The organism is Streptomyces sp. NPDC017943 (genome assembly GCF_044328425.1).
Lineage (GTDB): Bacteria > Actinomycetota > Actinomycetes > Streptomycetales > Streptomycetaceae > Streptomyces > Streptomyces djakartensis_A.
Window position 1 is genome coordinate 68,480 of sequence record NZ_JBIRHH010000008.1, and the last position, 16,714, is coordinate 85,193.

19 protein-coding genes are annotated in these 16,714 nt (G+C 72.7%); 9 read left to right on the plus strand and 10 right to left on the minus strand.

Annotated elements, in window-relative coordinates; translation table 11 throughout:
* Positions 1 to 124: 124 nt before the first annotated feature.
* The gene (locus ACH4C6_RS25245; protein WP_398110866.1) at positions 125 to 1,210 is read right to left on the minus strand and encodes an NlpC/P60 family protein; all 1,086 of its coding nucleotides are present in this window, start codon (positions 1,208 to 1,210) and stop codon (positions 125 to 127) included.
* A gap of 183 nt (positions 1,211 to 1,393) precedes the next feature.
* Positions 1,394 to 2,212 carry a class I SAM-dependent methyltransferase gene (locus tag ACH4C6_RS25250; protein ID WP_398110867.1) on the minus strand — a complete coding sequence of 273 codons (819 nt, stop codon included), beginning with the start codon at positions 2,210 to 2,212 and terminating at the stop codon, positions 1,394 to 1,396.
* Between the two features lie 252 nt (positions 2,213 to 2,464).
* Between ACH4C6_RS25250 and mshA the strand changes: the two genes are divergently transcribed.
* Positions 2,465 to 3,796 carry a D-inositol-3-phosphate glycosyltransferase gene (gene mshA / locus ACH4C6_RS25255; RefSeq protein ID WP_398110868.1) on the plus strand — a complete coding sequence of 444 codons (1,332 nt, stop codon included), beginning with the start codon at positions 2,465 to 2,467 and terminating at the stop codon, positions 3,794 to 3,796.
* On the plus strand, positions 3,789 to 4,298 hold the full coding sequence (locus tag ACH4C6_RS25260) for a YbjN domain-containing protein (RefSeq protein ID WP_398110869.1): 510 nt from the start codon (positions 3,789 to 3,791) through the stop codon (positions 4,296 to 4,298). The genes mshA and ACH4C6_RS25260 overlap by 8 nt, the downstream gene beginning before the upstream one ends.
* Before the next feature lie 26 nt (positions 4,299 to 4,324).
* Here the strand turns inward: ACH4C6_RS25260 and ACH4C6_RS25265 are convergent, their stop codons facing one another.
* Positions 4,325 to 5,143, minus strand: a complete 819-nt coding sequence (locus ACH4C6_RS25265; RefSeq protein WP_398110870.1) for a helix-turn-helix domain-containing protein — start codon at positions 5,141 to 5,143, stop codon at positions 4,325 to 4,327.
* 49 nt (positions 5,144 to 5,192) lie between these two features.
* On the opposite strand from ACH4C6_RS25265, the gene ACH4C6_RS25270 reads away from it, so the two are divergent.
* Positions 5,193 to 5,708 (plus strand): DUF2000 family protein, encoded by a 516-nt coding sequence (locus ACH4C6_RS25270; RefSeq protein ID WP_398110871.1) that lies wholly within the window; start codon positions 5,193 to 5,195, stop codon positions 5,706 to 5,708.
* 38 nt (positions 5,709 to 5,746) lie between these two features.
* Here the strand turns inward: ACH4C6_RS25270 and ACH4C6_RS25275 are convergent, their stop codons facing one another.
* From ACH4C6_RS25275 to ACH4C6_RS25285, 3 genes are all read right to left on the minus strand, one after another.
* Positions 5,747 to 6,178, minus strand: coding sequence for a nuclear transport factor 2 family protein (locus ACH4C6_RS25275; protein ID WP_398110872.1), 432 nt, complete (start codon positions 6,176 to 6,178; stop codon positions 5,747 to 5,749).
* A 70-nt stretch (positions 6,179 to 6,248) separates the two neighbouring features.
* Complete coding sequence (locus ACH4C6_RS25280; protein ID WP_398110873.1) at positions 6,249 to 6,860, minus strand: DinB family protein; 612 nt, start codon at positions 6,858 to 6,860, stop codon at positions 6,249 to 6,251.
* 130 nt (positions 6,861 to 6,990) lie between these two features.
* Complete coding sequence (locus tag ACH4C6_RS25285; protein ID WP_369194680.1) at positions 6,991 to 7,752, minus strand: phosphoglyceromutase; 762 nt, start codon at positions 7,750 to 7,752, stop codon at positions 6,991 to 6,993.
* A gap of 159 nt (positions 7,753 to 7,911) precedes the next feature.
* Here ACH4C6_RS25285 and ACH4C6_RS25290 point away from each other — a divergent pair, with 159 nt between their 5' ends.
* The gene (locus ACH4C6_RS25290) at positions 7,912 to 9,189 is read left to right on the plus strand and encodes an MDR family MFS transporter (protein WP_398110874.1); all 1,278 of its coding nucleotides are present in this window, start codon (positions 7,912 to 7,914) and stop codon (positions 9,187 to 9,189) included.
* Positions 9,190 to 9,273: 84 nt separating this feature from the next.
* On the opposite strand, the gene ACH4C6_RS25295 is transcribed toward ACH4C6_RS25290, so the two are convergent.
* From ACH4C6_RS25295 to phoU, 3 genes are all read right to left on the minus strand, one after another.
* On the minus strand, positions 9,274 to 9,525 hold the full coding sequence (locus ACH4C6_RS25295; RefSeq protein WP_398110875.1) for an SCO4226 family nickel-binding protein: 252 nt from the start codon (positions 9,523 to 9,525) through the stop codon (positions 9,274 to 9,276).
* 166 nt (positions 9,526 to 9,691) lie between these two features.
* A complete protein-coding gene (locus tag ACH4C6_RS25300) occupies positions 9,692 to 9,847 on the minus strand; it encodes a hypothetical protein (protein WP_398110876.1) in 156 nt (51 codons plus the stop codon).
* A gap of 197 nt (positions 9,848 to 10,044) precedes the next feature.
* Entirely contained in the window at positions 10,045 to 10,746 is a 702-nt protein-coding gene (gene phoU, locus ACH4C6_RS25305) for a phosphate signaling complex protein PhoU (protein WP_398110877.1), read from the minus strand.
* 245 nt (positions 10,747 to 10,991) lie between these two features.
* On the opposite strand from phoU, the gene ACH4C6_RS25310 reads away from it, so the two are divergent.
* Entirely contained in the window at positions 10,992 to 12,314 is a 1,323-nt protein-coding gene (locus ACH4C6_RS25310; RefSeq protein ID WP_398110878.1) for a sensor histidine kinase, read from the plus strand.
* Positions 12,311 to 12,991, plus strand: coding sequence for a response regulator transcription factor (locus tag ACH4C6_RS25315; RefSeq protein WP_030243122.1), 681 nt, complete (start codon positions 12,311 to 12,313; stop codon positions 12,989 to 12,991). The genes ACH4C6_RS25310 and ACH4C6_RS25315 overlap by 4 nt, the downstream gene beginning before the upstream one ends.
* Positions 12,992 to 13,075: 84 nt before the next feature.
* Here the strand turns inward: ACH4C6_RS25315 and ACH4C6_RS25320 are convergent, their stop codons facing one another.
* Positions 13,076 to 13,756, minus strand: a complete 681-nt coding sequence (locus ACH4C6_RS25320; RefSeq protein ID WP_398110879.1) for a DUF461 domain-containing protein — start codon at positions 13,754 to 13,756, stop codon at positions 13,076 to 13,078.
* A 602-nt stretch (positions 13,757 to 14,358) separates the two neighbouring features.
* Between ACH4C6_RS25320 and ACH4C6_RS25325 the strand changes: the two genes are divergently transcribed.
* From ACH4C6_RS25325 to ispF, 3 genes are all read left to right on the plus strand, one after another.
* Positions 14,359 to 14,841, plus strand: coding sequence for a CarD family transcriptional regulator (locus ACH4C6_RS25325; protein WP_003953493.1), 483 nt, complete (start codon positions 14,359 to 14,361; stop codon positions 14,839 to 14,841).
* Between the two features lie 311 nt (positions 14,842 to 15,152).
* Complete coding sequence (ispD, locus tag ACH4C6_RS25330; protein WP_398110880.1) at positions 15,153 to 15,917, plus strand: 2-C-methyl-D-erythritol 4-phosphate cytidylyltransferase; 765 nt, start codon at positions 15,153 to 15,155, stop codon at positions 15,915 to 15,917.
* A complete protein-coding gene (ispF, locus tag ACH4C6_RS25335) occupies positions 15,907 to 16,401 on the plus strand; it encodes a 2-C-methyl-D-erythritol 2,4-cyclodiphosphate synthase (RefSeq protein WP_398110881.1) in 495 nt (164 codons plus the stop codon). Before ispD ends, ispF begins: the two co-directional genes overlap by 11 nt.
* Positions 16,402 to 16,714: the final 313 nt, after the last annotated feature.

Here is a 16,714-nt window from a genome sequence, read left to right on the forward strand (position 1 = left end):
GTTCGGGGTGCGGTGGGTCACGTGGGCCAGGTCACGGGCGGTGCACCGGTGTCCGATATCCGGTGCCTTGGTGCTTGGTGCTTGGTGCTTCCATGTCCGCGCCCGTGCCCCTGCCCGTGCGGTGTCAGCCGGCGTCCGGGCGGACCACTCCGAGGATCGGCATGGTCCCGGCCCCCGCGACGGTGATGTCCCGCCCGGGCCGGGGGGCGTGCACGATCGCCCCGTCGCCGATGTACATCCCGACATGGCTCGCGTCACCGAAGTAGATGACGAGGTCGCCGGGGCGCATGTCCGCGACGGCGACGTGCCGCAGCCGCTTCCACTGCTCCTGCGAGGTGCGCGGGATGCCGCGGCCGGCGGAGATCCAGGCCTGGGACGTGAGCCCCGAGCAGTCGTAGCTCCTGGGACCCTCGGCGCCCCACTGGTAGGGCTTGCCGATCTGGGCCGTGGCGTAGGCGACGGCCTTCTTGCCCTGTGCGGAGGCCTTGGCGCTGATCTCGGACAGGGCACCGGAGTCGAGCCAGGCGGTCTGCGCCTTCTTCGCGGCCGCCTTCTCCAGCTCCGCCAGACGCTCCCGCTCCTCCTCCTGCAACTCCGATTCGAGCTGCTCCGCCTGCGCGATCTGCTTCTCGATCTTCTTCTGCGCGGCGGCCTTGGCCTTGCGGCCCGCTTCCAGCTTCTTCCACTGGGCGGAGGCGTCCTTGGCGTACTGCTCCAAGTCCTGCTGGGTGCGCGACAGTTCGCCGAGCAGTCCCTTGGTCGCGTGGTGGCCCTGGCGGACCCGGCCCGCGCCGTCGAGGAAGTCCTGCGGGTCGTCGCTCAGGACGAGATGCGCCTCGGGAGGCAGCCCGCCACCGCGGTACTGGGCGGCCGCCGCCGCTCCGGCACGGGCCTTGAGCTGCCGGAGCCGCTCCTTGCCCTCGACGATCTTCCTGGCCAGCTTGACGACCTCTTCGGACTGCTTGTCGGCCTTCTCCTCGGCGGCGTTGTACTCGTCGGTGGCGCGCGCGGCGGCGCGGTAGAGCCGGTCGAGCCTCTCGCGCACGGCCTCGAGGTCCCTGCTGGGCGCGGGCGCGGGTGTGGGGGCCGCGCTCGCGGTGGGTGCCGGGGGTTCCGGAGCGGCGAACGCCGTGCCCGGTGCCGCCAGCACGGTGACCGCGCAGACCACGGCCACGGCCGTCGCGATCAGGCCACGCCTGCCCGTACCCATACTCCAGCCCCCAAACTGATTAACCGTCAGTAACAACCGGTCCGCCTGGGGATGCTGCCACGTCCTGGCGTGAAACGACAGAGGCAGTACTTCCCGCCGCCCCCGCGCCGCCATGCCCCCGGCATGGCGATCTCCCCGCCTGTGTGACGAACGACTCACCGGGATCGTTCCACCCTGGCCGGATCACGCGCGGGGAGCCAACGCCTCCCAGCGCACGGTCACTTCGCCCTGCCGCCAGCGTGCCGGGCCGTCCGTCACCGGCCAGTCGGCCGTGAGGTCCCGGACCGTGCGGATCCAGCGCTGGCGGGCCCCGTACGACGCGTACGGCGCGGCGGCGGCCCAGGCGCGGTCGAAGTCGCGCAGGAAGGCGTGCACCGGCTCGCCCGGGACGTTGCGGTGGATGAGCGCCTTCGGCAGGCGCTCCGCCAGGTCGGAGGGGCGTTGCAGCGAGCCCAGCCGGGTGGCGAAGGTGACCGTGCGCGGGCCCTCGGGGCCGAGCGCGACCCAGACGTGCCGGCGCCCGATCTCGTCGCAGGTCCCCTCCACCAGCAGCCCGCCGCGCGAACCGGTCACCGGGTCGGCCGGGGCGAGCCGCCCGCACAGCCGCTCCCACACGCCCGCGACCTCGGCCTCCTCGTACTGCCGCAGCACGTTCGCCGCGCGGATGAGCAGGGGCCGCTGCGGCAGCGGGACCTCGAACCCGCCGTGCCGGAAGACCAGCCCCGGCCGCTCGTAGGGCCGGGCCGCGGCGACCCGGGCGGGCTCGATCTCCACCCCCACGACCCGGGTGCGGGGCGCGGCCGTGCGCAGCCGCTGGAGCAGTTCGACCGCCGTCCAGGGCGCGGCCCCGTACCCGAGGTCGACGGCCACGGGGTCGGCGGCGCGCCGCAGTTCCGCGCCGTGCGCGGCCGCGATCCAGCGGTCCATGCGGCGCAGCCGGTTGGGGTTGGTCGTCCCGCGCGTCACCGTTCCCACGGGGCGGGCGCCCGTACGGGCAGTCATGGCTACGAGGGTATGCGGCTGCCCGCGATGGCCCGTGCGTCGCCCGGACCGCCCCGTGGTGCGGCGCGGAGGCGGGCGGGTTGCTCCATGGCCGGTGACGCCGCAATCGCTCGAACGGTTGAGCGAGCTCGGTAATGGATCGGCAAAATGCGGCGCGGCAGGAATGGGAATCACTCGCTCCCGTGTTGCACCCGCTTGGAGGGAAGAGCGCACCCTCCGGCCGGTATGCCCGCAGCCAAGGAGGATCGCCCCGTGAGCCAGTACATCGGCAGGCTCGGGCGGCGCTCCGCGCCCGGGCGTCTGCGGCTGCACCGCAGGCCCCGCCGGGTCGCCATGCTCTCCGTGCACACCTCCCCGCTCCACCAGCCCGGCACCGGCGACGCCGGCGGCATGAACGTCTACATCGTCGAGCTCGCCCAGCGCCTGGCGGCCCTGGGCATCGACGTGGAGATCTTCACGCGCGCCACCGCCGCCGCCCTCCCGCCCACCGTCGACCTGGCCCCCGGCGTCCTGGTCCGGCACATCGACGCGGGTCCCTACGAGGGCCTCAACAAGGAGGACCTGCCCGCCCAGCTGTGCGCCTTCACGCACGGCGTGATGCAGGCCTGGGCCGGCCACCGGCCCGGCTACTACGACCTGGTCCACTCCCACTACTGGCTCTCCGGCCACGTCGGCTGGCTCGCCGCCCAGCGCTGGGGCGTGCCCCTGGTGCACGCCATGCACACCATGGCCAAGGTCAAGAACGCCAACCTGGCCGACGGCGACAGCCCCGAGCCCGCCGCACGGGTCATCGGTGAGACGCAGATCGTCGCGGCCGCCGACCGCCTCATCGCCAACACCGAGGAGGAGGCCGGCGAACTGGTCCGGCACTACGACGCCGACACCGCCAAGGTCGCCGTCGTCCACCCCGGTGTGAACCTCGGGCGCTTCACACCCGCCGACGGCCGCGCCGCGGCCCGGGCCCGGCTGGGCCTGCCCCAGGACGCCCTGATCCCGCTCTTCGCGGGCCGCATCCAGCCCCTCAAGGCCCCCGACGTGCTGCTGCGCGCCGTGGCCGTGCTCCTCGACGAGCGTCCCGAGCTGCGCTCCCGCATTCTCGTGCCGGTCGTCGGCGGCCCCAGCGGCAGCGGCCTCGCCAAGCCCGAGGGGCTGCAGAAGCTCGCCGCGCGCCTCGGCGTCGCCGACGTCGTGCGGTTCCGCCCGCCGGTCGGCCAGGAACAGCTGGCGGACTGGTTCCGTGCCGCGTCCGTACTGGTCATGCCCTCCTACAGCGAGTCCTTCGGCCTGGTCGCCATAGAGGCCCAGGCGGCGGGCACCCCCGTGCTCGCGGCCGCGGTCGGCGGCCTGCCGGTCGCCGTGCGCGACGGCCACACCGGTTTCCTCGTGCAGGGCCACAACCCGGCCGACTACGCGCGCGTGCTGCGCGCCTTCGCCGACGACCCGCACCTGGCGTCCCGGCTCGGCGACCAGGCGGCCCGGCACGCCCGGTCCTTCGGCTGGGACACCGCGGCCGCCGCCACGGCCGACGTCTACACGGCCGCGATGCAGTCCCATCGCCGTCGCGTACGCTCGCTGCATGGGTGAAACCGATCGGGAACAGCGTGCGGCGCAGGTCATCGAGGCGGCGTTCAAGGACGCCGAGCTGGAGTGGGAGAGCCCCGAGCCCGGGACCTACGTGGCCCAGCTCCCCGGCAGCCGGAAACTGAAGACGACGGTCTCCCTGATCGTCGGCCGCCACTCCCTGTCGCTCAACGCCTTCGTCATCCGTCACCCCGACGAGAACGAGCAGGGCGTCCACCGCTGGCTCCTGGAGCGCAACCTCAAGCTGTACGGGGTGAGTTACGCCGTCGACCAGCACGGCGACGTCTACGTCACCGGCCGTCTCTCCCTGGACGCCGTCACCGCCGAGGAGATCGACCGTCTGCTCGGCCAGGTCCTGGAGGCCTCGGACGGCAGCTTCAACACCCTGCTGGAGCTGGGCTTCGCCTCGGCGATCCGCAAGGAGTACGACTGGCGGGTGTCGCGGGGCGAGTCCACCCGGAACCTGGACGCCTTCACGCACCTGACGCAGCGCCCGCAGCGCTAGGGCCCGCAGCGCTAGGGCCCGCAGAGCTAGGACCCGAACGACCGGCCCCGGGACCCCTGGCGGTACCGCCCGGGCGGCACACCCACCAGCCTGCGGAAGTGCCGGGTGAGGTGCGACTGGTCGTAGAACCCGGCCGCCACCGCCACCTCGCCCGGGGAACGCCCCTCCAGCAGCAGCCGCCGCGCGCGACCCACCCGCAGCGACGTCAGATACTGGTGCGGCGCGATGCCGTACGCGGCGCTGAACGCCCGTACGAGGTGGGCCGGGTGGCTGCCCGTGAGGCTGGCGGCCTCCCGCAGTGCGATGCCCTCGACGACCCGCTCGTCCAGCAGCTCGCGCAGCCGGCGGGCGAGGGCGGGGTCGGCCGGGCGGGACCCTCCGTCCCCGCCCCGCAGATGCTCGCGCAGCCGCTCCCCGACGAACAACAGCCTGCTCTCGGCCTCCAGTTCGTCACCGGACCGCAGCAGCGCGCCGTGCACCTGCCCCACGCGCCGCCGCAGCAGCGGATCGCGCAGATCGGGCCGGTCGACGGCGGCGCCGATCAACTCGTCGCCCAGGTACGTCCCGTCCAGGTACAGCACCCGCTTGCGGAAGCCCTCCGGGCTGACGGGGGAGCCGTTGTGCGGCACGTGCGGCGGCAGCAGCGACACGGTGTCGTGCGGGGTGCCGTGCTCGTGCCGGTCGAGGTCGTAGCGCACGGCACCGGTGTCGACGATCAGCAGCGTCCACGCGTCGTGGACGTGCATCGGGTAGGCGTACTCGGTGAACCGGGCGTGGAAGACCTCGACGACACCGCTGACGGGGGGCCGCCAGGCGGAGACGATCCTGGAGGACTCGGAGGCCATGCAAAGAACGTACAAGACCCCGGCCGGACCCGCCGGGCACGCTCGGACCATGGACACCGCACCGATCGCCGCATCGATCACCGCACCGGACACCGCATCGGGCACCGCGCCCGCCCGCACCACCGAGCCCGCCACCGAGCCCGCCCCCGGGCCGATCCGCTTCGACACGAAGATCGCCGTGCTGCTGCGCGACGACCTGGAGCCCTGGCAGCGGCTGAACGTCACGTCCTTCCTGGTCAGCGGACTGGGGACGCAAATGCCCGAGGTGATCGGCGAACCGTACGAGGACGCGGACGGCGTGCCCTACCTGCCCATGTTCCGCCAGCCCGTCCTGGTCTTCGAGGCCACCAAGGAGACCCTGACCGCCGCCCACGCCCGGGCCCTGGCCCGCGCCCTGCCCCGCGCGGTCTTCACCTCCGACCTCTTCGGCACGGGCAACGACCGGGACAACCGCGCGGCCGTCCGGGCGGTCCCCACGGCGGAACTCGATCCGGTCGGGCTGGCGGTGTACGGCCCGAAGAACGCGGTGGACAAGGTGCTGAAGGGGGCGCGGATGCACCCGTGAGCCTCCGGGTCTGCGGACCTGCGGGCGCCTCCGGCGGACTACGGTGTGCAGGCGGCGGCGATCGACAGGCTGTTCTCGTACAGGTGGTGCCGGGTGATCCGCCCGTCCTCCACGGTGAGCCGCAGGGCGAACGGGCCCGAGAACGACTTCCCCGTCGCCCGCACGGTCCCCGACAGATGCCCCGTCAGTACGGCGTCCGGCCCGTCCACGAGCAGCGTGTCGACGGAGGCCCGGGCGTCCTCGGGCACCGTGTACCGGGCCAGTTCCTCGCCCTGAGCGGCACATTCGGCGGCGGTCGACCGGGGCCGGATCCACGGCACGGCGGGGTTCTCGGCCAGCACCCAGTCCACCTCGTCGGCGAACAGGGCGGTCAGGCCCGCGGTGTCCCCGGCGAGCCGCAACGCGAGGAAGCGCTGCACGACGGTACGGGTGGCATCTGCGGTTTCGGTGGTGCCGGTGTGTGTCGTCATGGGGACAGCGTGCAGCGGACGGGCCCGGCGGGTCGATGACGCCGGAGGTAATGCGGCCCGCACCGTGCCCTCACTGCCCGACCCGGCCGTCGATGCGTTCGCGCAGCAGGTCGGCGTGGCCGCAGTGCCGGGCGTACTCCGCGATCTGGGCCACGAGGAGATCGCGGAGCTGGTGCCGGCCCCCGGGCTCGGGACCGAGGTCGGAGTGGCCGGCGTTGCAGGCGGAGAGGTCGGTGGCACCGGCGAGGTAGCGGTCGGTGCGTGCCACCTCCGTACGCCACTGCTCCCAGGCGGCGTCGACGGTCCCCTGGTCGGGCACCGCCCCGTTGAAGTCGCCGTCGCGGTCCTGGTCGGAGCGGTACAGCCGGGGCGCGTCCTCACCGGCCATGACCCGCCGGAAGTGCCGTTCCCCCTCGGTGAGGTGCCGCACCAGCCCGAGCAGGGACATGGTCGACGGCGGCGCGGAACGCGAGGCCATCTGCTCGGCGTTCAGCCCCGCGCACTTCATCTCCAGGGTGAGGCGGTAGGACCGCAGGTAGTCGAGCAGGATCCCGCGCTCGTCGACCGGCTCCTCACCGCTCTCCCGGGGATCGTCGTCCGGATCCACCCACATGTCGGGATAGACGGTCGCCCGAGTCCACCGCCCCGCAGCCCCGCCCTGCCCCTGCTCACCCGTCTCCATCCCGGCATGGTGAACGCCCGACCACAGCTCCCGCCACCGAATTACACCGAGCCGGCCCGCACCACGAAACCCCGCCCACCCATAAGCCCCCGCCCCAGGGAACACGGGACGGGGGCTCCATGGCGTTCTGCTACTTCTTCTTCCCCTGGTTCTTGACCGCCTCGATCGCCGCCGCGGCCGCTTCCGGGTCCAGGTACGTGCCGCCCGGGTTCAGCGGCTTGAAGTCGGCGTCCAGTTCGTAGGACAGCGGGATGCCCGTCGGGATGTTCAGGCCCGCGATGTCCGCGTCCGAGATGCCGTCCAGGTGCTTGACCAGGGCCCGCAGCGAGTTGCCGTGGGCGGCGACCAGGACCGTGCGGCCGGTCAGCAGGTCGGGGACGATCGCGTCGAACCAGTACGGCAGCATCCGGACGACGACGTCCTTCAGACACTCCGTGCGCGGGCGCAGCTCCGGCGGCAGCGTCGCGTAGCGCGGGTCGGCGAACTGGGAGTACTCCGCGTCGACGTCCAGCGGCGGCGGCGGGGTGTCGTAGGAGCGGCGCCACAGCATGAACTGCTCCTCGCCGAACTCGGCGAGGGTCTGCGCCTTGTCCTTGCCCTGGAGGGCGCCGTAGTGGCGCTCGTTCAGGCGCCAGGAGCGGTGGACCGGGATCCAGTGGCGGTCCGCGGCCTCCAGGGCCAGCTGGGCCGTGCGGATCGCACGCTTCTGGAGGGACGTGTGGACCACGTCGGGCAGCAGGCCGGCGTCCTTCAGCAGCTCACCGCCGCGGACCGCCTCCTTCTCGCCCTTCTCGTTGAGGTTCACGTCCACCCAGCCGGTGAACAGGTTCTTCGCGTTCCACTCGCTCTCGCCGTGGCGGAGGAGGATCAGCTTGTACGGTGCGTCGGCCATGCCCCAGAGCGTAATCCACGGTTTCGCCCGTTCGCCCGGCTGCCCGGCAGGCGGACGCCCGTGCGGACGCTTGACGGGATCTGTTAATTCGGTGGCTCCCGGAGAACGGCCGCTTGTAACGTGCCGCTACTGCGAGCGCCACTTACACCGGGGGAGACCATGCCGTACGCCATGCGGGCCCGACGTGCCGTACGGGAGACGGTCTCGGGACTGCCCCGCGCCTTCTGGTGGCTGTGGACGGCCACGCTCGTCAACCGGCTCGGCGCGTTCGTCGCCACGTTCATGGCGCTGTACCTGACCCTCGACCGCGGCTACTCCGCCACCTACGCGGGTCTGGTCGTCGCGCTGCACGGGCTCGGCGGGGTCGTCTCCTCGCTGGGCGCCGGCGTGATGACCGACCGGCTGGGCCGGCGGCCCACCCTGCTCATCGCCCAGGCCTCGACCGCCCTGTCGGTCGCCCTGCTCGGGTTCGTGCGCGACCCGGTGGCGATCGCGGGCGTGGCCTTCCTGGTCGGCATGGCGAGCAACGCGTCACGCCCGGCCGTCCAGGCGATGATGGCCGACATCGTCCGGCCCGAGGACCGCATCCGTGCCTTCTCCCTCAACTACTGGGCGGTGAACCTCGGTTTCGCGGTCTCCTCGATGGCCGCCGGGTTCATCGCGGAGGTCAGCTACCTGGCCGGCTTCCTGATCGAGGCCGGGATGACGATGGCCTGCGCGATCCTGGTCTTCCTCCGGCTGCCCGAGTCCCGGCCGGAAGCGACGGCGGAGACGGCCGCGGCCGGCCACGACTCCTCCGTCAGCCTCGCCACCGTGCTGCGCGACGGACGCTTCATGAGCGTCGTCGGGCTGTCCTTCCTGGTCGCGCTGGTCTTCCAGCAGGGGGCGGTGGGGCTGCCCGTGGCGATGGGGCAGGCGGGTTTCACCCCGGCCGAGTACGGAACGGCCATCGCGGTCAACGGCCTGCTCATCGTCGTGCTCCAGATCCCGGTCACCCGGCTCATCGAGCACCGCGACCCGCGCCGGCTGCTGGTGGTCTCCTCGATCCTCGCCGGGTACGGCTTCGCGCTCACCGCCTTCGCGGGGTCGGTCGGCGTCATCGCGCTGACGGTGTGCGTGTGGACGCTCGCCGAGATCATCAACGCGCCGACCCAGACCGGCCTCGTCGTACGGCTCTCCCCGGCGCACGGCCGGGGCCGCTACCAGGGCATGTACACGATGTCCTGGTCCGTCGCGGCCCTCGTCGCCCCGCTGATGTCCGGGTACGTCATCGACCGCTTCGGGCCGGAGTGGCTGTGGGCCCTGTGCGCCCTGGTGGGCACGGTGGCCGGGGTCGGGTACGGCGTGCTGATGCGACGTCTGCCTCAGGAGAAGACGGCGACGGTCGTGGAGCCCGTCCCGGGGCTGCGCCCTCAGCCGGAGGTCGGCGCCGGGTGAGCCGGGTGCCCCGGGGGCCCTCGCGTGGCGGGCGGGCATCGTCCGCCACGGCGCGGAGCCCCCGGTGACCCCGCGGTCCCGGTCTCACTCCACGCGCAACGGCACCGGATGGATCTCGTCCGCCTTGTGGCCCGCCCGCTCGTGGATGCGCTGGACCGCCTCCGCCGAGGGGGCGTCCGACAGGCAGTAGACGAGTCCCGACTCCGGGTCCGCCCAGGCCGCCTCGAAGTGCACCCGTTCCTCGCCCTCGATGGCGAGGTCCGCGTTGTGGGCCTCGCGGAGCTGGTCCGCGGTGATGCCCTTCATACTGTGGTGGACGTCCATGAACTTGGCCATGGCCCGGCCTCCCTTCCCGTGACCCCCCGAGCGGCGTCCGCGTCCCCCTCCATGCTCCGCCCGTCCGCTCCCGGCGGCGACCCGCACAGCCGAAGGGCCCCGGTGCGTGGCCGGGGCCCTTCCGCCGATGCGGCGTACGAGGTGTCGGGAGTCACCGGCGCCGGCGTCAGCCGCACTGGCAGGGGCTGCCCGACTGGCAGCCGCAGCCACAGCCCGAGCCGCAGCCGCACGCGGCGATCAGCGGCAGCTTCCTCAGCTCGGCGGGCTGCTCGGTCTCGCGCTGCTGCGTGGGGTCGGGCGTGGTGCCGGGGGTATCGGCCATGAGTCCCTCCTCGAGGCTGGTGCCTGTGCCCATTGGATGCCCGTTCCGCTGGGCGCATCAACGGCGCACGGAGGCGCCCCGCACCGCCCGCCCGATCCCCTTCCACCCCGTTCACGCCCCCCGGGCCGAGCCGTCGCCGAGCCACCGCCGCAGCAGTGGCGCGGCAGTGGCGCGGCAGTGAGGTGGCCGGGGGGGGCTCAGGCGCTCTCCGCCGGCGGCACCGACTGGATCTCCGGCTGCACGTCGGTCTGGATCTCGTCCGCGTGCTCACCCGTCACCAGGTACACCACCCGCTTCGCGACCGACACCGCGTGGTCGGCGAACCGCTCGTAGTAGCGGCCGAGCAGCGTGACGTCCACGGCCGTCTCGATGCCGTGCTTCCAGCGGTCGTCCATCAGGTGCTGGAAGAGCGTGCGGTGCAGCAGGTCCATCGCGTCGTCGTCCTGCTCCAGCTGGAGCGCCAGGTCGACGTCCTTGGTGATGATGACCTCGGCGGCCTTCGCCATCAGGCGCTGGGCGAGCTGGCCCATCTCCAGGATGGTGGCGTGCAGGTCGCTCGGGACCGCGCGCTCCGGGTAGCGCAGGCGCGCGAGCTTCGCCACGTGCTGGGCCAGGTCGCCCGAGCGCTCCAGGTCGGCCGACATCCGCAGCGACGTGACGACGATGCGCAGGTCGGTCGCCACCGGCTGCTGCCGGGCCAGCAGGGCGATGGCCCGGGCCTCCAGGTCGTGCTGGAGCTCGTCGACCCGCTGGTCGGCCTCGATGACGTTCTCGGCGAGCTTCAGGTCGCCGTCGAGCATCGCGGTCGTGGCGCGCCCGATCGCCGACCCGACCAGCCGGGCCATCTCCACCAGACTGTCGCTTATCGAGTCCAGTTCCTCGTGGTACGCGTCCCGCATCAGGTTCCCTCTCGTGCGTCTGTGTCGGGGGTCCAAGGGCCGGGGCCCCACCGGACGGCCGGCGGTACGACCGCCGTTCGACCGACGATCCGAACCCCACGCTCCCACGTTCCGTCCCGTACGCGTCCGTTTCCGTCATCCCATGTGAACCGGTACTGGCTCCGAGGTGAACTCTGGGCGACGAGTGTTCGAGCTCGCAGCCCGACGGCTGTGGAGGGCACCCGACCCATGCCTAACCTGGGGGCATGGACGTGAACGCGGCGGTCGCCGCAGCGGCAGCGATCGCCGGTGTGCTCACCGGTGTCATCGCCATGCTGGCGTTCCGCTGGAGCGAGCGCGAGCAGAAGCGCCACACCCGTACCTCCCTGCACACGGACGCGGTGCTTCCGCCCGGCGTGGACACGGTCCTGTCGGTCCTCAGGTCCTCGGCCGTGGTGCTGGACGAGGCCGACGCCGTCGTCAAGGCCAGCTCGGCGGCGTACGCCCTCGGTCTGGTCCGCGGCGGCAGGCTCGCCGTGGAGCCGATGCTGCAGATGGCGCGGGACACCCGGCGGGACGGAGAGATACGCCAGGTCGAGCTGGACCTGCCACGGCGCGGCACCGGACGCGGAGAGGCCCTGGCGGTCTCCGCGCGGGTCGCGCCGCTCGGGTCCCGGCTGGTGCTGCTGCTCGTGGAGGACCTGACCGAGGCCCGCCGCATCGAGGCGGTCCGGCGCGACTTCGTCGCCAACGTCAGTCACGAGCTGAAGACGCCGGTGGGTGCCCTGTCCCTGCTCTCCGAGGCCGTCATGGACGCCTCCGACGATCCCGAGGCCGTCCAGCGGTTCGCCGGGCGCATGCAGATCGAGGCCACCCGGCTCACCAACCTGGTGCAGGAGCTCATCGACCTGTCGCGCGTGCAGAACGACGACCCGCTGGAGGACGCCGAGCCGGTCCGGGTCGAGGAACTGGTCGCCGAGGCCGTCGACCGCTGCCGCCACCAGGCCGGCACCAAGCAGATCACCATGGCCTCGAACGTCTGGGCGCCGGACGGGCTCGCGGCCGAGGGCGGCCACGACCTGCGTGTCTGGGGCAACCGCGGCCAGCTCGCCGCCGCCCTCGGCAACCTCGTCGAGAACGCCGTGAACTACTCGCCCGCCCGCACCCGCGTCGGCATAGCGGCCCGCAGGGTGCAGGCACCCGGTGGGGAGCAGATCGAGATCGCCGTCACCGACCAGGGCATCGGCATCTCCGACAAGGACAAGGAGCGCATCTTCGAGCGCTTCTACCGCGTCGACCCGGCCCGCTCCCGTGCCACCGGCGGCACGGGGCTCGGGTTGGCCATCGTGAAGCACGTGGCCGCCTCGCACGGCGGGGAGGTCTCGGTGTGGAGCGCCGAAGGCCAGGGCTCCACCTTCACCCTGCGGCTGCCGGAGGCCGCTGCGGCCCGCGACCGCGCACATCAGCAGCCCGCCCGGGACGAACGCGCAGGAAGCGCGGGCCTCGACGAGGAGGCCGGGCGGTCCACCCCCACATCCCCCGAATCAACCGCGTACGAAACGCTTCCCGCCCCGGAGGTCCTTCCGTGACCCGTGTGCTCGTCGTCGAGGACGAGGAGTCCTTCTCCGACGCCCTGTCGTACATGCTCCGCAAGGAGGGTTTCGAGGTCGCCGTCGCGACCACCGGGCCCGACGGACTCGACGAGTTCGAGCGCAACGGCGCCGACCTCGTCCTCCTCGATCTGATGCTGCCCGGCCTGCCGGGCACCGAGGTCTGCCGCCAACTGCGCGGCCGCTCCAACGTCCCCGTCATCATGGTGACCGCCAAGGACAGCGAGATCGACAAGGTGGTCGGCCTGGAGATAGGAGCCGACGACTACGTCACCAAGCCCTTCTCCTCGCGCGAGCTGGTCGCCCGCATCCGGGCCGTCCTGCGCCGCCGCGGCGAGCCGGAGGAGGTCACCCCGGCCGCCCTGGAGGCGGGCCCGGTCCGCATGGACGTCGACCGGCACGTGGTCACCGTCGGCGGCACCAAGATCGACCTGCCGCTGAAGGAGTTCGACCTGCTGGAGATGCTGCTGCGCAACGCCGGCCGGGTGCTGACCCGCATGCAGCTCATCGACCGTGTCTGGGGTGCCGACTACGTCGGTGACACCAAGACCCTGGACGTCCACGTCAAGCGGCTGCGCGCCAAGATCGAGCCGGACCCGGGCGCCCCGCGCTACCTGGTGACGGTGCGCGGCCTGGGCTACAAGTTCGAGCCGTAGACCGGCACCGGCCGGTATGCGACAGGGCGGGACCTCTGCGAAAGAGGTCCCGCCCTGTCGCGTGCTGCGGCTGTGCCGCCCGGCTCAGTGACCGGCGCTCGCGCTCGCGGAGGCCGCGTCGGTCGGCGTGCCGGAGGCGTCGTCGCCGCCCGGCTCGTCACCGGCGGCCGGGCTCTCGCTGCCGGCCGGCGAGCCCGAGGCGCTCGCGGACGGCGAGTCGGAGGGAGCGGCCGAACCGGCCGGGCCGGCCGGGACCTCGTCCGGGCCCCACTCCTTGAAGTAGTGCTCGGCGGGGACGACGAAGGCGCTCAGGCTGACCTCGCCCGTCTTGCTGAAGGTGAAGGTGATCTTCTGGGCGTTGCCGTCCTGCACGGCCTCGCGGCTGCTCGGGAGCATCGCCGTGGCGTTGTCCTTGCCGCCCACGATCAGGGAACCGCCGGGCGGGATGCTGAGGCTGCCGCCCTTGGCCGGCTTGAGCTCGGCGGTCTTGCCGGTGCCGGGCAGGGTGATGGACTCCAGCGTCTGGGCGGTGCTGCCCTCGTTGAAGAAGGTCGCGGAGACGGCGGCCGGGCCGGTGGACTCGAGGTCGGGCTGCGTGATCACGACCGCGTTCTGGATCTTGATGTCACCCACGCTCGTGGCCGCGTTGTCCGGCTTGATCTCCAGGGTCTGGGCGTTGTTGCCGGCTCCGCACGCGGCGAGCGAGGCGATCGAGAACGCGATGGCGGCAGCGGCGAGGGCGCCGCGTCGAAGGCTGCTGCTCACGGCGGCGGCAACTCCTTGATCTCGAGCGGAGCGGCCGGTGAAGCCGCCCTAAGGGTCTGTCAGCGGGCCTTAGGTTACCGAGACGTGCCCGTCAGGCCGCACCCGACCCCCCGGCACCCGTGATCCCACCCGGTTGTCACATCCGTCTCCTGCGTCACAAGAGACTCCGCGGGTGCTTTGGCGGGTGCTCGTCCGGCATTCACATAAGAAGCCGCCGGCAGCCGCACGGATTTTCCGTGAAGGAATGCGGAACCGCCCGGGAATTGATCACCGGGGGTCGGCCGGGTGACCCGGTGATCAATTGGGGAATCGGCCGGAACCCCGCGCGGGCCGCCGAACGGAGTAGCGGAAGTCGATCACACGGAACCGGACATATGGGGATGTTCGGCCGTCTGGGGGGCGCTCCGGATGCGTGTAACGTACGCGTTTCGCTCACCCCGGACAGCCGCTCCCACCTGCGAATACCTTCTTCCGCTCGCTGTCCGAAGCACGTTCGTGTCGGAGTTGTCAAGCCCCGAGATATGCCCTGACCTGCGAAAACGCCATTCAGTAGACGCCGTATCCGTGTTACCCTGGATAGCCACGGAAGGGGTACCTGTCACATGACGTTCAAGGTTGGCGACACCGTGGTCTATCCCCATCACGGGGCCGCGCTGATCGAGGCTATCGAAACTCGCCAGATCAAAGGCGTGGACAAGACCTACTTGGTGCTGAAGGTCGCCCAGGGTGACCTGACGGTACGTGTGCCAGCGGACAATGCGGAGTTCGTCGGCGTGCGTGATGTGGTCGGTCAGGACGGGCTGGACCGGGTCTTCGAGGTGCTGCGCGCGCCGTACGCCGAGGAGCCCACGAACTGGTCCCGTCGATACAAGGCAAACCTGGAGAAGCTCGCCTCGGGCGATGTCATCAAGGTCGCGGAAGTGGTGCGTGACCTGTGGCGTCGTGAGCGCGAGCGTGGACTCTCCGCCGGTGAGAAGCGCATGCTCGCCAAGGCCCGCCAGATCCTGGTGAGCGAACTCGCTCTCGCGGAGAACACCAACGAGGACAAGGCCGAGGCCCTGCTCGACGAGGTGCTCGCCTCCTGAGGCGAAGCCTTCGCTCAGCACTGAGCTGATCGAGGCTGCACAGCCGATCACGGCTGATCAGGCTGTACATCGAACTGCCGCGGTGCCCGATGACGAATTTCCTGTCGCCGGGCGCTGCGGCATGTTCGTACCCCGGCGGCGATGCGCCGCGGCCCCGGAATGTGTTATCACTCACGATCCGGTACTCGGTGTGCCGGGCCCGGGCAGCCGGCTCGACCAGCGTCACGGAAGGGTCCGGTCGAGCGCGTCGCGCCCGGCACTGTTCCAGGCCATACCCACGCCGGGCCGGCACACAAACCTGACAGGAACCGATGTCTGACGATTCGCGACCCACACCGCCCGCCGCCCCCGCCGCGGGCCGAACGGCGGCCGTGATCCCGGCCGCCGGCCGCGGTGTACGGCTCGGCCCGGGCGCCCCCAAGGCGCTGCGGGCGCTGGGCGGGACGCCCATGCTGATCCACGCCGTCCGGGCCATGGCCGCCTCCCGCGCCGTCTCCCTGGTCGTCGTCGTGGCCCCGCCCGAGGGCGCCGCCGAGGTCAAGTCGCTGCTCGACGCGCACGCCCTGCCCGAGCGGACGGACTTCCTCGTCGTCCCCGGCGGCGCCACCCGCCAGGAATCGGTCAGGCTCGGCCTGGACGCCCTTCCCCCCGGCCTCGACATCGTCCTCGTGCACGACGCGGCCCGGCCGCTGGTGCCGGTGGACACCGTCGACGCCGTGATCGAGGCCGTACGCGACGGCGCCCCGGCCGTGGTCCCGGCGCTGCCCCTGGCCGACACCGTCAAGCAGGTCGAGCCGGCCGCCGTGCCTGGCGAGCCGGAGCCGGTCGTCGCCACGCCGGAGCGCGCACGGCTGCGGGCGGTGCAGACCCCGCAGGGCTTCGACCGCGACACCCTCCTGCGGGCGCACGAGACGGTGACCGGCGAGGTCACCGACGACGCGGGCATGGTCGAGCAGCTCGGCCTCACCGTCGTCGCCGTGCCCGGGCACGAGGAGGCCTTCAAGGTCACCCGCCCCCTCGACCTGGTCCTCGCCGAGGCGGTCCTGGCCCGCAGGAGGCTCAACGATGGCTTCTGAGCACGTCCCGCTGCCGCAGGTCGGCATCGGCACCGACATCCACGCCTTCGAGGAGGGCCGCGAGCTGTGGTGCGCCGGCCTGAAGTGGGAGGGCGAGGGCCCCGGGCTGGCAGGCCACTCCGACGCGGACGTCGTCGCCCACGCCGCCTGCAACGCCCTGTTCTCCGCGGCCGGACTCGGTGACCTCGGGCAGCACTTCGGCACGGGCCGCCCCGAGTGGTCCGGCGCCTCCGGCGTCACGCTGCTGACGGAGGCCGCCCGCATCGTCCGCGCGGCCGGCTTCCGGATCGGCAACGTCGCCGTGCAGGTGGTGGGCCCCCGCCCGAAGATCGGCAAGCGCCGCGACGAGGCGCAGAAGCTGCTGTCCGAGGCGGCCGGTGCGCCGGTGTCGGTCTCGGGCGCGACCACGGACGGGCTCGGCTTCCCCGGGCGGGAGGAAGGGCTGATGGCGGTGGCCACGGCGCTGGTGGTGCGCTCGGGCTGAGGCCGGGGAGCCGGGACGGGCCGGGCCTCGGACCCGCCGGGCCAGGCCGCGGACCCGCGGGGCGGGGCGCGGACCCGCGGGGCGGGGCGCGGACCCGCGGGGCGGGGCGCGGGCCAGCCGGGCCGGGCCTCGGACCCGCCGGGCCAGGCCGCGGACCCGCGGGGCGGGGCGCGGGCCAGCCGGGCCGGGCCGCGGGCCAGCCGGGCGGGGGCGCGGGCCAGCCGGGCGGGGCGCGGGCCAGCCGGGCCGGGCCGAGGGGCCCGCCCCGTGCGGCCGAGGGTCCGACCCCGTGCGGCCGAGGGTCCGACCCCGT

What these genes read in the sequence shown, in the direction of transcription:
- ACH4C6_RS25325 (WP_003953493.1), top strand. Translation starts at nt 14,359, where the DNA reads ATGACGTTCAAGGTTGGCGACACCGTGGTCTATCCCCATCACGGGGCC.
- ACH4C6_RS25295 (WP_398110875.1), bottom strand. Translation starts at nt 9,525, where the DNA reads ATGGCCAAGTTCATGGACGTCCACCACAGTATGAAGGGCATCACCGCG.
- ispF (WP_398110881.1), top strand. Translation starts at nt 15,907, where the DNA reads ATGGCTTCTGAGCACGTCCCGCTGCCGCAGGTCGGCATCGGCACCGAC.
- ACH4C6_RS25310 (WP_398110878.1), top strand. Translation starts at nt 10,992, where the DNA reads ATGGACGTGAACGCGGCGGTCGCCGCAGCGGCAGCGATCGCCGGTGTG.
- ACH4C6_RS25270 (WP_398110871.1), top strand. Translation starts at nt 5,193, where the DNA reads ATGGACACCGCACCGATCGCCGCATCGATCACCGCACCGGACACCGCA.
- ispD (WP_398110880.1), top strand. Translation starts at nt 15,153, where the DNA reads ATGTCTGACGATTCGCGACCCACACCGCCCGCCGCCCCCGCCGCGGGC.
- ACH4C6_RS25290 (WP_398110874.1), top strand. Translation starts at nt 7,912, where the DNA reads ATGCCGTACGCCATGCGGGCCCGACGTGCCGTACGGGAGACGGTCTCG.
- ACH4C6_RS25300 (WP_398110876.1), bottom strand. Translation starts at nt 9,847, where the DNA reads ATGGCCGATACCCCCGGCACCACGCCCGACCCCACGCAGCAGCGCGAG.
- ACH4C6_RS25260 (WP_398110869.1), top strand. Translation starts at nt 3,789, where the DNA reads ATGGGTGAAACCGATCGGGAACAGCGTGCGGCGCAGGTCATCGAGGCG.
- ACH4C6_RS25245 (WP_398110866.1), bottom strand. Translation starts at nt 1,210, where the DNA reads ATGGGTACGGGCAGGCGTGGCCTGATCGCGACGGCCGTGGCCGTGGTC.
- ACH4C6_RS25285 (WP_369194680.1), bottom strand. Translation starts at nt 7,752, where the DNA reads ATGGCCGACGCACCGTACAAGCTGATCCTCCTCCGCCACGGCGAGAGC.
- ACH4C6_RS25280 (WP_398110873.1), bottom strand. Translation starts at nt 6,860, where the DNA reads ATGGAGACGGGTGAGCAGGGGCAGGGCGGGGCTGCGGGGCGGTGGACT.
- ACH4C6_RS25265 (WP_398110870.1), bottom strand. Translation starts at nt 5,143, where the DNA reads ATGGCCTCCGAGTCCTCCAGGATCGTCTCCGCCTGGCGGCCCCCCGTC.
- phoU (WP_398110877.1), bottom strand. Translation starts at nt 10,746, where the DNA reads ATGCGGGACGCGTACCACGAGGAACTGGACTCGATAAGCGACAGTCTG.
- ACH4C6_RS25275 (WP_398110872.1), bottom strand. Translation starts at nt 6,178, where the DNA reads ATGACGACACACACCGGCACCACCGAAACCGCAGATGCCACCCGTACC.
- ACH4C6_RS25250 (WP_398110867.1), bottom strand. Translation starts at nt 2,212, where the DNA reads ATGACTGCCCGTACGGGCGCCCGCCCCGTGGGAACGGTGACGCGCGGG.